This window comes from Actinosynnema sp. ALI-1.44 (genome assembly GCF_001984155.1).
In the GTDB taxonomy this organism is placed as follows: Bacteria; Actinomycetota; Actinomycetes; order Mycobacteriales; family Pseudonocardiaceae; genus Kibdelosporangium.
Genome location: NZ_MTQO01000053.1, coordinates 902449 through 917432 on the forward strand (window position 1 = coordinate 902449; position 14984 = coordinate 917432).

11 protein-coding genes are annotated in these 14984 nt (G+C 68.4%); 5 read left to right on the forward strand and 6 right to left on the reverse strand.

The window, feature by feature from the left end:
• Window positions 1–7 precede the first annotated feature (7 nt).
• Genes ALI144C_RS46445 through truA form a run of 3 tightly spaced genes read left to right on the forward strand, consistent with a single transcriptional unit; the run spans window position 8 to window position 2613 of the window.
• The gene (locus tag ALI144C_RS46445; RefSeq protein WP_054295745.1) at window positions 8–1069 is read left to right on the forward strand and encodes a DNA-directed RNA polymerase subunit alpha; all 1062 of its coding nucleotides are present in this window, start codon (window positions 8–10) and stop codon (window positions 1067–1069) included.
• Between the two features lie 45 nt (window positions 1070–1114).
• The gene (gene rplQ, locus ALI144C_RS46450; protein ID WP_076993588.1) at window positions 1115–1783 is read left to right on the forward strand and encodes a 50S ribosomal protein L17; all 669 of its coding nucleotides are present in this window, start codon (window positions 1115–1117) and stop codon (window positions 1781–1783) included.
• Between the two features lie 56 nt (window positions 1784–1839).
• Window positions 1840–2613 (forward strand): tRNA pseudouridine(38-40) synthase TruA, encoded by a 774-nt coding sequence (gene truA, locus ALI144C_RS46455; protein ID WP_083753963.1) that lies wholly within the window; start codon window positions 1840–1842, stop codon window positions 2611–2613.
• Between the two features lie 46 nt (window positions 2614–2659).
• Here truA and ALI144C_RS46460 read toward each other — a convergent pair whose 3' ends face one another.
• The 4 genes from ALI144C_RS46460 to eccE all read right to left on the reverse strand — a co-directional run bounded on the left by ALI144C_RS46460 (window position 2660) and on the right by eccE (window position 7664).
• Window positions 2660–3835, reverse strand: coding sequence for a S8 family peptidase (locus tag ALI144C_RS46460; protein ID WP_076993590.1), 1176 nt, complete (start codon window positions 3833–3835; stop codon window positions 2660–2662).
• Between the two features lie 213 nt (window positions 3836–4048).
• Window positions 4049–5605, reverse strand: coding sequence for a S8 family peptidase (locus tag ALI144C_RS46465; RefSeq protein WP_076993591.1), 1557 nt, complete (start codon window positions 5603–5605; stop codon window positions 4049–4051).
• A 143-nt stretch (window positions 5606–5748) separates the two neighbouring features.
• Window positions 5749–6420 (reverse strand): hypothetical protein, encoded by a 672-nt coding sequence (locus tag ALI144C_RS46470; protein ID WP_076993791.1) that lies wholly within the window; start codon window positions 6418–6420, stop codon window positions 5749–5751.
• 59 nt (window positions 6421–6479) lie between these two features.
• Entirely contained in the window at window positions 6480–7664 is a 1185-nt protein-coding gene (gene eccE / locus ALI144C_RS46475) for a type VII secretion protein EccE (RefSeq protein ID WP_076993792.1), read from the reverse strand.
• A gap of 507 nt (window positions 7665–8171) precedes the next feature.
• Here eccE and eccB point away from each other — a divergent pair.
• The gene (gene eccB / locus ALI144C_RS46480; RefSeq protein WP_076993592.1) at window positions 8172–9773 is read left to right on the forward strand and encodes a type VII secretion protein EccB; all 1602 of its coding nucleotides are present in this window, start codon (window positions 8172–8174) and stop codon (window positions 9771–9773) included.
• Between the two features lie 76 nt (window positions 9774–9849).
• Here eccB and ALI144C_RS46485 read toward each other — a convergent pair whose 3' ends face one another.
• Window positions 9850–10227, reverse strand: a complete 378-nt coding sequence (locus ALI144C_RS46485) for a winged helix-turn-helix transcriptional regulator (RefSeq protein ID WP_143231270.1) — start codon at window positions 10225–10227, stop codon at window positions 9850–9852.
• A gap of 112 nt (window positions 10228–10339) precedes the next feature.
• On the opposite strand from ALI144C_RS46485, the gene ALI144C_RS46490 reads away from it, so the two are divergent.
• Window positions 10340–10810 (forward strand): luciferase domain-containing protein, encoded by a 471-nt coding sequence (locus tag ALI144C_RS46490; protein WP_076993594.1) that lies wholly within the window; start codon window positions 10340–10342, stop codon window positions 10808–10810.
• A gap of 52 nt (window positions 10811–10862) precedes the next feature.
• Here ALI144C_RS46490 and eccCa read toward each other — a convergent pair whose 3' ends face one another.
• The gene (eccCa, locus tag ALI144C_RS46495; RefSeq protein WP_076993595.1) at window positions 10863–14858 is read right to left on the reverse strand and encodes a type VII secretion protein EccCa; all 3996 of its coding nucleotides are present in this window, start codon (window positions 14856–14858) and stop codon (window positions 10863–10865) included.
• Window positions 14859–14984: the final 126 nt, after the last annotated feature.

The following is a 14984-nucleotide window of genomic DNA, read 5'->3' on the forward strand; positions in this document are numbered from 1 at the left end:
GAAGAAAGTGCTTATCTCACAGCGTCCCAGTCTCGCCGAAGAGCCGGTCAGCGAGACCAGGTCCCGGTTCGTCATCGAGCCGCTCGAGCCTGGTTTCGGCTACACGCTCGGCAACTCGCTGCGCCGCACCCTGCTGTCCTCGATCCCGGGGGCGGCGGTCACCAGCATCCGCATCGACGGTGTGCTGCACGAGTTCACCACCGTTCCGGGGGTGAAGGAGGACGTCACCGACATCATCCTGAACCTCAAGGAGCTCGTCGTCTCGTCCGAGGAGGACGAGCCGGTCACCATGTACCTGCGCAAGCAGGGCCCTGGTGAGGTCACCGCCGGAGACATCGTGCCGCCGGCCGGTGTCACCGTGCACAACCCCGATCTGCACATCGCCACGCTGAACGGCAAGGGCAAGCTGGAGATCGAGCTGGTGGTCGAGCGGGGCCGTGGTTACGTGCCCGCGGTGCAGAACAAGCAGGCGGGTGCCGAGATCGGCCGGATCCCGGTCGACTCGATCTACTCGCCGGTGCTGAAGGTGACCTACAAGGTCGAGGCGACGCGTGTCGAGCAGCGCACGGACTTCGACAAGCTGATCCTGGACGTGGAGTCCAAGCCGTCGATCACGCCGCGCGACGCGGTGGCGTCGGCTGGCAAGACCCTGGTCGAGCTCTTCGGCCTGGCACGCGAGCTGAACGTCGATGCCGAGGGCATCGAGATCGGCCCGTCGCCCGCGGAGGCGGACACCATCGCCGCCTACGCGATGCCGATCGAGGACCTCGACCTGACGGTCCGGTCGTACAACTGCCTCAAGCGCGAGGGCATCCACACCGTGGGTGAGCTGGTTTCGCGCAGCGAGGCGGACCTGCTGGACATCCGCAACTTCGGTGCGAAGTCGATCGACGAGGTCAAGATGAAGCTCGTCAGCCTCGGCCTCGCGCTCAAGGACAGCCCTCCCGGGTTCGACCCGACCGCCGCGGCGTCGGACTACCCCGCCGAGAGCGCTTGGGCGACTGCGGACACCAGCGTCGACACCAGCCACGACGACGGCCAGGACTACGCCGAGACGGAGCAGCTCTGAGTCCCTTGTGGACGCTCAAGAGCGGACATATCTAGGAGCTAGGAAATGCCCACCCCCACGAAGGGTCGCCGCCTCGGCGGGTCTCCGGCGCACGAACGGATGTTGCTGGCCAACCTGGCCACCTCGCTGTTCACGCACGGCCGGATCACCACCACGGAGGCCAAGGCCAAGCGGCTGCGTCCGTTGGCCGAGCGCCTGATCACCAAGGCGAAGTACGCGCACCAGGCCAACGAGGAGTACGTCAAGGCGACTCCCGAGGCCGAGCGCAAGGACAAGTACAGCGAGTCCGGCTTCAAGACCAGCCCGGCCGCACTGCACCACCGTCGTGAGATCACCAAGGTGATCCGCAACAAGGATGTCGTGCACCGCCTGCTGGCCGAGATCGGCCCGTTCTTCAACGACCGCGACGGTGGCTACACCCGCATCGTCAAGACGCTGCCGCGCAAGGGTGACAACGCCAAGATGGCGATCATCGAGCTGGTCAACGAGAAGACCGTGACCAGCGAGGCGGAGAAGGCCCGCGGTACCAAGTTCGCCAAGAAGGCCGACGAGCCGAAGGCGGAGACCAAGGTGGAGGACCAGGACGCCGAGGCGCCCGAGTCCGCGACCAAGGACGCCGCGGACGAGCCCGCCGAGGGTGCCGAGGCCAAGGCCGATGAGGCCCCGGCTGAGGACGCCACCGAGGAGAAGTCCGAGAAGAAGGACGAGTCCTGAGGGATCAGTTCGACCAGGAGCCCGTCGCCCCCACTGGGGACGGCGGGCTCCTGCGCATACGCCTGGACATCGCCTACGACGGAACGGACTTCTCCGGTTGGGCCCGTCAGCCCGAGCGCAGGACCGTCTGCGGGGTCCTGGAGGACACGCTCGCGCGGATCATGCGGCTGCCCGAAGTCCGTCTGACCGTGGCCGGGCGGACGGACGCGGGTGTGCACGCGACCGGCCAGGTGGCCCATGTGGACCTCCCGGTCGTGCCGGAGGCGTACCGCCTGAACCGCGCGCTGCCCGGCGACGTGAGGATCCTGGGCGTCTCAACGGTGTCCACGGACTTCGACGCCCGGTTCGCCGCACTGCGCAGGCACTACACGTACCGCGTGTCGGACGCGGTGGTAGCTCCCTTGCAGCGCAACCACATCGTGGCCTGGCCGCGTTCCCTCGACATCGGCCTGATCAACGCGGCCGCCCAGACCTTGTTGGGAACGCACGACTTCGTGGCCTTCTGCAAGCGACGTGAAGGTGCCACGACCATCCGCGAGCTGCAGCGCCTGGCCTGGCGCAGGGAAGGCGAGGTGCTGGTCGCCGACGTGTCGGCGGACGCCTTCTGCCACTCCATGGTCCGCAGCCTGGTCGGCGCCCTGTTGGCGGTGGGCGAGGGCAAACGCCCGGTCGACTGGCCCGCGAAGCTGCTCACCGCCGAAGCGCGGTCCAGCGAGGTGACCGTCGCACCGGCACACGGCCTGATCCTGACCAAGGTGGACTACCCAGCCGAGCCCGACCTGGCGAAACGCGCGGCGGAAACCCGCAACGTCCGCACCTTGACCTCGTGAGTGTCTTGGCCGGTTAGAACCGGCCAAAACACTCACGAGGGTTTTCCTACTGCTGGACGAACAGGAGGCGGTTCGGGGATCCCGAGCCGGGGTTGGTGACGACGTTCGGGGTCGCCCGGGTGTTCAGGGTGTTCTGCACGTCCGCCGGGGTGGCCCCGGGGTTGGTGGACAGGTAGAGCGCCGCGGCGCCCGCGACGTGCGGGGTGGCCATCGAGGTGCCGCTGATGTTGTTGGTGGCGGTGTCGCTGGTGTTCCAGGCCGACACGATGCTCTGGCCCGGCGCGAAGATGTCCGTGCACCTGCCGAAGTTGGAGAAGGAGGCGCGCGCGTCGTTGCTCGACGTCGCGTTCACGGTGATGGCTTCGGTCACGCGGGCGGGCGAGGAGTTGCACGCGTTCGTGTTCGAGTTACCCGAAGCGATCGCGTACGTGACGCCTGCCTGGATCGAACGGCGCACCGCGTTGTCGATCGCCGTGCTCGCCCCGCCACCGAGGCTCATGTTCGCAACGGCCGGCTTCTTGTGGTTCGCGGTCACCCAGTCGACGCCCGCGACGACCTGGGCGGTTGTGCCGGAGCCCTGGCAGTTCAGCACGCGGACGGCGAACAGTTGGGTGCCCTTGGCCACGCCGTGAGCCGTGCCACCGACAGTTCCCGCGACGTGGGTGCCGTGGCCGTGGCAGTCGTTCGCCGTACCACCGGAGGTGATCGCGTCGAAGCCTGTCTTCGCACGGCCGCCGAAGTCGCTGTGGGTCAGGCGGATGCCGGTGTCGACGATGTACGAGTTCACGTTGGCGGCGGTGTTCGGGTACGTGTATTTGCTGTCCACCGGCCGGTTGCGCTGGTCGATCCGGTCAAGGCCCCAGGACGGTGGGTTGTTCTGGGTGTCCTGGATCCGCACGACCTGGTCTGCCTGCACGTAGTCCACCGCTGGGTCCGCGGCGAGGCGACGTGCTTGCTGTGCGGTCATGTCCGCGGCGAAGCCGTTCAGCGCTGCTTTGTACGTGAACTTGACCGTGCCGCCGTACTTCTTGGTCAGCGAAGCCGCGTTCTCCGGTGTGTTCTTCAGAGCGACGATGTAGGAGTTCGGCACCACGTCGGCCGCGTTGGCCTCGAGAACTGTGCCTTCGGCGGCGTTGGCCGGCGTGGCCAGTCCGATGGTCGCGGCGAGCAGCACCGCGAACCCGGCCGTGCCCGTTAAGCGGGCAGCCTTCGATACTCGCATCCTTCTGGTCTCCTTCGAGCAGGGCGTGCGTGTCGGTTCCGATCGCCACGCACGGATTGAAGGGAACGGACTACACATTGGTCCGAACCACGGCATCACGCAAGGGAAGTGCGCAACTTCAATGTGTCACGTATCCCCAGTTCCCCACTTTGGGAATGAATTAGCCCGTCCAGCGCAGGAACGGCTGCGCCGGACGGGCTAAGGATGAGACGTTTAGACCGTCAATGTCCATTTGTTGACGGTGCCGACGTCCGCACGCGCGGTGTCCTGCACGCGCAGGTTCCACGTCCCGTTCGCGTCTTCTGCGGACAGGTTCACCGCGTACGTCTCGACCACGTTGTCCGCGCTGTCACCGGAGCTGGCCGGCTTGAGGTTGCGGACCGCGCCGCTCGGCGACACGAGATCGATCTTCAGGTCGCCGCGGTAGGTGTGGGTGATGTCGACGGACACCTTCCCCGCCGTCGCACCCTTCTTGCCCGCGCACTCCGAGATGGCGATCGGGCTGTTCACCGTGCTCAGGTCCGGGATCGCCACGTCGGTGTCGTTGGTCTTGGTGGTGCAGGTGACCGGCGGCGGCTCGGTGCCGCCTCCGCCCGTGTACAGCAGCTTGTTCGGCGAGCCGCTGCCCGGACCGGTGATCTTGCCGTCGGTGGCGGCGTTGACCAGCGCGTCACGCACCTCCTGCGGCGTGGCGGCGGCGTGGTCGGCCAGGTACAGCGCGGCCCCGCCCGCGACGTGCGGGGTGGCCATCGAGGTGCCGCTGATGTTGTTGGTGGCGGTGTCGCTGGTGTTCCACGACGACACGATGCTCTGGCCCGGCCCGAAGATGTCCGTGCAGGTGCCGTAGTTCGAGAACGACGCACGGCCGTCGGTGTCCGTGGACGCGTTCACAGTGATCGCCTCCGGCACGCGGGCCGGGGAGTAGTTGCAAGCGTTTGCGTTCGAGTTGCCGGACGCGATGGCGTACGTGACACCGGACGCGATCGACTTCTTCACGGCCGCGTCCAGCGTGGCGTCGGCACCGCCGCCGAGGCTCATGTTGGCCACCGCGGGCTTGACGGCGTTCGCGGTCACCCAGTCGATGCCCGCGACGACCTGGGCGGTCGTGCCGGAGCCCTGGCAGTCCAGCACGCGGACCGCGAACAGGTTCACGCCTTTCGCGACGCCGTACTCCTTGCCGCCGACGGTCCCGGCGACGTGCGTGCCGTGGCCGTGGCAGTCGTTGGCGTTGCCGCCGGAGGTGATCGCGTCGAAGCCCGGCTTCGCGCGGCCGCCGAACGTCTGGTGGGTGACGCGGATACCGGTGTCGATGATGTACGCGCTCACGTTCGACGCCGGAGTCGAGTACGTGTAGGACTTGTCCAGCGGCAGGGTGCGCTGGTCGATCCGGTCGAGCCCCCACGACGGCGGGTTCGGCTGGGTGTCGGTGATCCGGAACGTCCGGTTCGCCTGGACGTACCGCACGGCGGGGTCGGCCGCGAGTTCGCGGGCCTGTGTCTCGCTCATCGTGGCGGCGAAGCCGGTCAGCGCGGACTTGTAGGTGTGCGTGACGCCAGCGCCGTACTTCCGCGCCAGCGCCGTGGTCTGGTCCGCGTTCTTCAGGACGACGACGAAGGAATCCTTGACCACACCGTCGGCGTCGAGACCGAGGATCTGGCCCTGTGCGGACGCGGGGGCGGCCGATGCGGGGGCGGCTAATCCGACCGTCGCGGCGGCGACCGCGGCGATCCCGGCGATACCCGTGATCCGGGCAGCCCGAATTACACCCATCCTGATTTCTCCTTCGAGCAGGGCGTGCACGGCCCCGGGTGCCCTCGCGGCCGTGCACGAATGGAAGGACGATCATCAGGGTGCGTTGTGACCATGCGATCGCACAAGGTCACACGGGGGGTTTACATATTCCCAGAAAGGGTTTAATCGCCGCGCCGAATTGGTCCGATGATCTGTTGTTCCCGCTGGGTGGAGACCAATCGCAAAGGCCGCCACAAGTTCGAACCCAACGCCACGACCTGGTCGTCCTGCAAGGACGTCAGCTGGTTGATCATGGGCGGCGGCAGTCGCCAAATGCGCGAGGCGAGTTGTGCCTGGCCCGATGGAAGTCGTTGCATGAGCACAAGGTCGGCCGCGTTCGCGGTCGCGCCCGCCTGCGGGTGCAAATACGGCAAAACGTAAATAGTGGTCTGCCACGGCGTTCGTGGCGGAAACAGTTCCTGCGGAGTCGGTCCGCCGTCGTGCACCACGAGCAATGGGCTGTCCTCTGTGGGCCGTGGCAGTTCCACCGGGCTGAGCCTGCGGATCTGCACGATCGGCACCGGGCGACCGTCCGGAGTGGTCCCCGCGGCCTTCTGCAGCACCTGCCACTTGGTCGGGCGCCCGGTCGCGATCACCACCCAAGCACCGACCGCCATCGCGCGCAGCGCTGTCTGCAACGCCAGGTACAACCCGCCCACCAGGACGATCCTGGTCGGCGCGGGACGCAGGGTGGAGACCATCAGCGGCTCGCCACCCGGCATGTTCTGGCCGAGCACCATGCCGCCGCGGTCGCCCGACGGGCTGACGTGGTCGAGCATGTCCGGCGAGACCATGAACTCCGGTGCGACGCCCTTGTTGAGGCCCTGTGCGTCCACCAACCGGCTGGAGCCGCTCACACCGCACCTCCCAGCGGCAACGTGGCTGCGAGACCGGCGACTTGCAGGCCGCGCAACGGGGTCAGCGTGATTCCGATCTTGTCCGAGATCGCTTCGAGCCGCTCGTCGGCGGCGTCGAGCTCACCGGGCGTCCGCGCGCTCACGCGGACCAGGCCACGCACACCGATCTGGTTGTCCTCCGCGCCAGGCGACAACGACAACGCGATCGTCGACGACAGCGCGCGGACACCGGTCAGCGCGTTCAGGCTCGTGGCGACCTTGCCGTTGGGCCAGCCGGTGATCGAGTAGCTGGCGTGGCCGACACCCGCTGCCGTGACACCCGTCCACTTCTCCTGCAGGCTCACCCGGGAGTTGTTCCCGGCCACCGCGGTCAGTTCGGCCGAGGTGATGCCGGCCTTCAACAGCTCGTCCGGGTCCAACGGCCGCGTCGGCACGCCACGCGACTCGAGAGCGTTGCGGATACGCGACAACGCACCGATCAACGCGCGGTGTGCACCCACGACACCGCCACCGCGCTCACGAACCGCGGCGGGGCAGCGGCTCGGGTCGAGGCGTACGGCAACCCACGTGGTCCGCCGTGCCGCGGCGGGCAGCGGGCCGAGCACCTCGAGGTACGAGCTGAGCGCGGGCGAGTTCGGCGGCAGCGAAGTGCTGCCCGGGTAGCAGTGCCAGATCACCTGGATCGCGTCGAGCACCACACCGCGGTCCTCGAGGCACGGCGCCAACGCGCTCAGCGGCAGGCTCGGCGTGGTGCCGACCTGTGTGACCAGGCTGGGCGCCGGGTCCACCAGCAGCACCGCGGTCCACGCGCCGTCGTGCCACGCCAGACCCAGCGGGCGGCGCTCGTGGTCCTGGCCGTGTGCGACAACGAGGTCCGGCACAGCCAGCCGCAGCAGTGCGACGCGCGCGTCCTCGGGGCCGGTGACGGCTGCCGCGCTGTCGGCGGCGACCTGCTCCATCGAGATCGGCGCCGACGGCTTGGTCACCCTGCCGTGCGTGCGGAACGTGTACCGGGTGGTCAAGCTCACCCACTGCGGGAACCACCGGCCGCGCCACCGGATGAACGCGAACAGCAGCGCGACCACCAGCACACCGACGGCCACGTAGAGCAGGCTCGTGTTGATCGCGATCAGGATCAGCCCGATCGCGAGACCGAGCTCCACCACGACCAGGTTGGTCACCGGCAGCGCGCCGAGGCTGGCACCGACCGTGCGCCTGCGGGCCGAGATCGGCACCTTCGGCGTGCTGGGCGGCGGTGGCTGCTGCGGCATCGGCCCGCTGTTGGGCGGGCGCTGACCAGGCGGCGGCCCGGACGGTGGTCCAGGCGGTGGTCCAGGCGGTGGTCCAGGCGGTGGTCCAGGCGGTGGTCCAGGCGGTGGTCCAGGCGGTCCCCCGGGGCCGGGCGGACCGGGCGGGCGGCCACCGGGCGGCCTGCCCCCCGGAGGCGGTCCGCCACCGGGCGGTCCACCCCCGCCGGGTGGACCCCCGCCGGGCGGACGTCCCCCGGGCGGTGGCATGCCATGGCGTGGAGGCGTGGTCACCGACATCCCTACCGTCTCTTCCCCTCGATCTTCCCCGCAGGCGGATCGACACTGGTCAGCCCCAGTTCCCCGGAACTGCCAGCCCACCGCCTCCGGTACGGCTATCCTGCGGAACCGTACCGCGACAGGGAGAGCTGCAGGCCGAGAATGCCCTCAACACCGACGACAAAGTCTCAGGTTCAGGCGTATCGCTTCGTGCTGCGAAGGATGCAGTCCGCGCTGGTCCGGAAGGACGCAGTGATGCTGCACGACCCGATGCGGACGCATTCGCGTGCGACCGCCGTCGGGTTCATCCTCGGCGCGATCGGTGTGCTCGGGTTCGTGATCGTGGGCCTCCTCGCGCCCAAACCGACGCTCCCGGAGAGCGGGATCATCATCGCCGAGCCGTCGGGCACGGTGTACGTGGTCTCGGGCAATCCGAAGACGCTGACCCCCACCTTCAACCTGGCGTCCGCCCGGCTGCTCGTGCTGGCCCAGCAGAACCAGGGCCAGAGCGGCGGCAGCGAGAACCCGGACGCGCCTGCCCAGGCGCCTGCCAACCCGACGGTGATCGACGACAAGAACCTGAAGGACATCCCGAAGCGCCAGCTGACGGGAATCCCGAACGGACCGCAGCTGCTGCCCGCCGAAGACCAGCGGACCAGCGACAACTGGGCGGTCTGCGACGTGATCACGTTGGACAGGACGCTGCCGGAAGCCCAGCAGGCGACCGGTATCCAGACTTCGGTGCTCGCGGGTGTCGGCGACCTGAGCAGGGAGTTGCAGCCGGGCGAATCGCTGCTCGTGCAGGCGGAGAACAAGAAGACGTACCTGGTGTACCGCACGCCGAGCAACGTCAACGAGCGCAACTCCAACGCGGTGCGGGCCGAGGTCGACCTGAACAAGCCGTCCGTGGTCCAGGCGCTCAAGCTCGACAAGGGCGCGGTGCGCAGGATCAGCACGGGCATGCTGAACGCGATCCCCGAGGTGAAGTCCCTCACCGCGCCGACGGTGTCCGGCAACGGCACGTCCGATCTGGGTGTGCAGGTCGGTGGTGTGTTCTCGGTGCCCAACGCCTCCAACCGCGACTACTACGTCGTGTACAGCGACGGCATCGAGAAGATCAAGTCGACGACAGCCGACCTGATCCGGTACGAGAAGTCGGCCGGTAGCGCGAGCATCCCGGAGATCTCGCCCGACCGGATCACCTCGCAGACCCTCCAGGACCGCATCGACGACCGCCTCTCCCCGGACGTGGCACCTGGCGTGCTCCAGGCGCAGGCAGCGGGCAACTCGGTCGCCTGCCTCGGTTGGTCGCTCCAGGGAACGGGGGACGCGCGCGACAGCCACACCGCACTGCACATCAGCGCGGAGTTGCCGCTGCCGAAGGACGCGTCGGGCGCGAAGATGCAGCCGTTGAAGATCGCCACCCCGAGCGCGGACGGCCAGAAGATCGACAGCTTCTTCATGCCGCCGGGCCGGGCAGCGGTGGTCAGGGGTTCGGCGTCGAAGGCGGACTTCGACAGGGGCCCGATCTACCTGGTCTCCGACCGAGGGGTGAAGTACGGCATCCCGGACACCAGGACAGCGGGCGCACTCGGCCTGGACAAGCAGTCCCCGGCCCCGGACGCGATCGTCCGGCTGCTGCCGGACGGAGCGTCGTTGTCCTCGAAGGACGTGAACCGCAGCTTCGACTCGGTTCCCTTCGATCCCCAAGCGGGAACGGTGAACACCCCACCGGCACAACCGAACCAGGGCGGCGGTTCCTAGCCGCCGCAGACGAACCTCCGACGCCCGCCAGGGTCCACTGTGGCCCGGCGGGCGTTCTTGTGTTCGGCGGGAGGTTTCAGGCGGGCAGCGGCCGGTCGGCTGTGTCATAGGCGTGGCGTGCCGTTTCCACCCGGGTGAAATGGGTGTCGGACCACTCGGTGAGCACGGCGAACACCGGCCCGAGCGTCCGGCCGAGGTCGCTGATCTCGTACTCCACCCTCGGCGGGATCTCCGCGTGGTACGAGCGCGTGACGAGTCCGTCGCGTTCCAGTTGCCGCAGCCGCTGGGTGAGCACTTTCGGCGTGATGCCGGACAGGCGCCGCTGGATCTGCACGAACCGCTGTCTGCCGTGTTCCTTGAGCACCCACAGGATCGGCGTCGACCACCGGCTGAACACCAGGTCGACCACGGGGCTGATCGGGCACGCGCCCACGGCTTCGACGGGGTGGGGCATCACGGCACCTCGCATGGTTCCCGGGAGAGAGCCACTATCTTCTGGGAACCTACTGTATTCGCGGCGTTACCTTCGCTCTGCCGAGTTTCCCGGCAGAAGGAGGAACGACACCATGACCGCGCTCGCCCTGCCCACCCGTCCCGGCGACCGCCCCGAGACCGGCCCCGCGGTGCCACACGTCCAGCTCAGCCAGAACAGTCCGGACGATGTCCGCGAGCGGCTCACGCGGTGGATGACCGAAAACCTGCGTGCGGCCGTGATCCGGCCCAGTGAGATCTCCGAACCGGGCGCGCTGGCCTTCTTCCTCGACGACGCGCGGCCACCGGACGGCGCGGTGCTGTTGCCACCACGGCTGGACGCCGAGTTCGTCCACGTCCACACCGACGGCAGCCTGCACCTCGCGCTGTCCACTGAGGACCAGGACGAGCTCGTCGCCAAGGGCTGGGGCGAACCGCATCCGCTGTACTCGCCCACGGTCAACGTGATGATGCTCTACGGCCCGCGCACGGAGGAGGAACTGCGGGTCGCTGAATCCGTTGTCGCGGCGTCGTACCGCTACGCCACAGGCCACGATCTCGGCTGACACGAAAAAGCGGGGCACCCGGCCGGGTGCCCCGCTTCTCCTGTCCGGTGTTCTAGTCCGGCTGGAGCCAGGAGGTGTGGATCAGCTGCTGGCCCAGCTTCCTCGTGATCATCACGCCGCGACCGGGCGGCAGCTGCTTCGACTTGTACGTGCCGAGCAGGACGCCCTCGTCCTTGCTCGCGCTCATCACCAGGCCCGGCACCGACAGCTCCTTGAGCTTGCCGATGATCGGGTCGAAGGACGCGCGCGACGCGCCACCCGAGCGGCGGGCGACGATCATGTGCATACCGACGTCCTTGGCCTGCGGGAGGAACTCCTGCAACGGCTGCAGGGGGTTGCCGCCCTGCGTGGCCACCAGGTCGTAGTCGTCGACGATCACGAACAGCTCCGGACCCGACCACCACGACCGCGTCTTGAGCTGTTCCTGCGTGGTGTCCGGCCCCGGCAGCCGCTTCTTCAGCGAGCCGACGACGTCCTTCATCATCTCGTTGAGCTGGTTGGCCGAGACCGCGTAGCCCAGCAGGTGCCCGGTGTTGATGAAGCCGAGCATGGTGCGGCGGTAGTCGACGAGCAGGATCACCACTTCGTCCTCGGAGTACCGCTCCATGATGCCGCGCACGATGTTGCGCAGCAGGTTCGTCTTGCCGGACTCGCCGTCGGCGAAGGCGAGGAAGTGCGGCTCCGAGTCGAAGTCGATGTAGACCGGGGCGAGCTCGTCCTCGTTCACGCCGATCGGGATCAACCTGGTGTTGCGGTGCTTGTCCAGCTTGATCATGTCGTCGTACGGCATCAGGTCCGGCAGCAGGCGGATCGCCGGTGCCAGCGGTCCGCGCCAGCACTGCCTGATCCGGTTCGCCGCGTCCTGCACACCGGCACCGACGTCCTCCGCGTTGGACGAGCCGTCGATGCGGGGCAGGCCGACGAGGAAGTGCAGCTTGTCACGGGTCAGACCGCGGCCGGGGCGACCGGCGGGCACGTTCACCGCGACCCGGCGGTCGATGTCGGACTCGGTCGGGTCACCGAGGCGCAGCTCGAACCGGGTTCCCATCAGGTCCTTGACCGCGGGGCGGATCTCCGCCCACCGGCTGGCCGCGATGATGACGTGCACGCCGTAGGACAGGCCCTGCGCGACCAGGTTGACCACCTGGGCTTCGAGCGACTCGAACTCCTGGCGGAAGTTCAGCCAGCCGTCCACGAGCAGGAACACGTCGCCGAACGGGTCCTCGGTGATCTGGCCCTGCCGCTTGCGGTTGCGGAAGTCGATCATCGAGTCGATGTTGTGGTCGCGGAACAGCTGCTCCCGCTCGGCGATCAGCGACGTGATCTCGGCGACCATCCGGCGGGCCAGGTCCGGGTCCAACCTGGACGCGACGCCACCGACGTGCGGCAGGCCACGCAGCGACGCGAGCGTTCCACCACCGAGGTCGAGGCAGTAGAACTGCGCCTCCTGCGGCGTGTGCGTCAACGCCATCGACATCACGAGCGTTCGCAGCAGCATCGACTTCCCGGACTGCGGACCGCCGACGATCGCGGCGTGGCCCATCGCACCGGAGAAGTCCGCCCACAGCAGGTCACGGCGTTGCTCGAACGGCTTGTCGATGATGCCGAGCGGAACCTGGAGCCGTCCGTTGGCGAAGTGCCCCGGCACGGTCATGCCGCGGTCCTCGGTCGGCTGCAACGGCGACAGCAGCGTGTCCAGCGAGTTCGGCGTCTCCAGCGGCGGCAGCCACACCTCGTGCGCGGGTGCGCCCTGGCCGACGAGCCGCTTGACGATGACGTCGAGTTCGCTCTCCTCGGTGCCGCCTTCCGGCTTGTTCTCCTTGGGCTGCTCGACCGGCTTGATCGGCTCCTTGGGGATTTCGATGTAGTCCGGCACGAACAGCCGTGGCCGCTTGTCGCTGGTGACCGGCGCGGACGGACCGGCGGCCTGCATGCCTGCCGGCCGGTACGGACCGGACACATAGGACGCCTTGAAGCGGACCATGGTCGACGTGTCGAACTTCAGGTACCCGGAACCGGGGATCGACGGCAGCTCGAACGCGTCCGGCACACCGATCGCGGCACGGGACTCCGCCGCCGAGAACGTCTTCAGACCGATCCGGTACGACAGGTGCGAGTCGAGACCGCGCAGCTTGCCTTCCTCCAGCCGCTGCGACGCCAGCAACATGTGCATCTGCAGCGACCGGCCCAACCGTCCGATCGCGACGAACAGGTCGATGAAGTCCGGTTTGGCGCTCAGCAGCTCGGAGAACTCGTCGACCACGATGAACAACGCGGGCAGCGGGTCGAGGTCGGCGCCGTTCTCGCGGGCTTTCTCGTACTCCCAGACGTTCTTGAAGTTGCCGCCGTTCTTCAGCGCCTCCTGGCGCCTGTTCATCTCACCGGCGAGCGCGTCCCGCATGCGGTCGACCAGCGTCAGGTCGCCCTGCAGGTTGGTGATGGTCGCGGCGACGTGCGGCGCGTCGTCCAGGCCGAGGAACGTCGCACCACCCTTGAAGTCGACGAGGACGAAGTTGAGGATCGTCGACGAGTGCGTGGCGAGCATGCCCAGCACCAGCGTGCGGAGGAACTCCGACTTACCGGAACCGGTGGCGCCGATGCACAGGCCGTGCGGGCCCATGCCCTCCATCGCCGCTTCCTTGATGTCCAGCTCGACCGCCTGGCCGAACTCGCCGACACCGAACGGGACGCGGTAGCGGTCGCGGACCGGCCGTGGCCGCCACGCCTGCTGCACGTCGAACGTCATCGGGTCGCCGGGAATCCCGAGCAGCTCCAGCAGCGTCGGGTTGGACAGCAGCGGCTCATCCTCGCCGGTGTCCGCGGCGCCGGTACCGAGGCGGTACGGGGAAAGCTTGCGCGCCAGGGCCTCCGCCTCGGCGATGCTCAACGTGTCCGGTGCGCCGAACCACTCGACACCGCTCGCGCTGCGCGCGCCGAGCCGCGTCGGCTCGACCACGAGGCGCAGACCGCGGCGTGCGGTCAGGTTGCCGAGCGAGTCCGACAGGTCGAGCAGCGTGACGCCGATCAGCCCCTCTTCGAGGATGATCTGCTCCTCGCGGGTCACGTCGCCGTCGTCGATCACTATCACGATGTGCGGCTGGTCCGGCTGTGGCGGGGCGTTGCGGGTGAACCGCTGCCGTTCGCGCAGCTGCTCGTCCAGCCAGTGCTCGACCTGGCCGAGCGAACCGGCCATCAGCCGCATCTGGCCGATGCCGTCCACCATGGACGGGTGCTGCGCGTGCGGCAGCCACTTCGCCCACTCCCACTCCGCCTTGGCACGACCGGCCGTGACGACGGCGATCATCACGTCGTCCGGGGTGTGGAACGTGACCAGCTGGGCCAGCATCGCCCTGGCCAGCGCCCGGGTCAGCTCCCTGTCGCCGGCCATCCCGACCGCGGCGAAGTTGCGGATCGCCAGCGAGATGGGCAGATCGGGCACGATCGAGTGGGCGCGCACGAACCGGCGCAGCGCCAGCGTCGCGATCGGCTCGAGTTCGTCGACCGGACCGGTCTGCGGCGGCACGAGCCGCGTGGCCAGCCGGGTCGACGCGCGTCCGACGCGCAGGTGGCAGAAGTCGGCGTCGGCCTGCCTGCGCTCCCACATCCGCCGCGACGTCGCGATCGACCACATGGCCTGCGGGTCCGGGTGGATCCACTCGCGCTCGGAGCGCTGGTCGCGGGCGGCCTCACGGGCCCGGTCGCGCATCTGGCCGAGGTAGCGCAGGTAGTCCTTGCGGTCCTCGTTCATCTCGGCTTTCTTCTGCCCGCCACCGCGGCCGCCGCCGCCCGCGAACATGCCGACCATCGAGAACATCATCATGACCGGGAACAGCAGGGCCATCGGGCTGCGCCCGGACGGGCCGCCGAGGGTGAACATCATGACGACCATGCCGAGCATCGCGAGGATCATCACGACCGGCATCATCTTCATCAGGATGCTGCCGGGGATCACGCGAGGCACCTCGGGTGGTGGCTCGAGGTGCACCTCGCCGCCCGGCGGCCGGGGTGCGGCGAGGCGTGGCAAACGCTTGAACTGCAGCGTGCTCACGGTGTGGGCCCCTCTTCGACGCTCGATGAGACGTACATATCGCGGAACCGCCAGCGGAGGCGATACCGGTGCGGCCATACTAGGGGCGGCCACGGACGGGTATGCGCCATTCGGTGAAGAAGTACC

What these genes read in the sequence shown, in the direction of transcription:
- rplQ (WP_076993588.1), top strand. Translation starts at nt 1,115, where the DNA reads ATGCCCACCCCCACGAAGGGTCGCCGCCTCGGCGGGTCTCCGGCGCAC.
- ALI144C_RS46460 (WP_076993590.1), bottom strand. Translation starts at nt 3,835, where the DNA reads ATGCGAGTATCGAAGGCTGCCCGCTTAACGGGCACGGCCGGGTTCGCG.
- ALI144C_RS46465 (WP_076993591.1), bottom strand. Translation starts at nt 5,605, where the DNA reads ATGGGTGTAATTCGGGCTGCCCGGATCACGGGTATCGCCGGGATCGCC.
- ALI144C_RS46470 (WP_076993791.1), bottom strand. Translation starts at nt 6,420, where the DNA reads ATGGTCTCGCCGGACATGCTCGACCACGTCAGCCCGTCGGGCGACCGC.
- eccB (WP_076993592.1), top strand. Translation starts at nt 8,172, where the DNA reads ATGCCCTCAACACCGACGACAAAGTCTCAGGTTCAGGCGTATCGCTTC.
- ALI144C_RS46485 (WP_143231270.1), bottom strand. Translation starts at nt 10,227, where the DNA reads ATGCCCCACCCCGTCGAAGCCGTGGGCGCGTGCCCGATCAGCCCCGTG.
- ALI144C_RS46490 (WP_076993594.1), top strand. Translation starts at nt 10,340, where the DNA reads ATGACCGCGCTCGCCCTGCCCACCCGTCCCGGCGACCGCCCCGAGACC.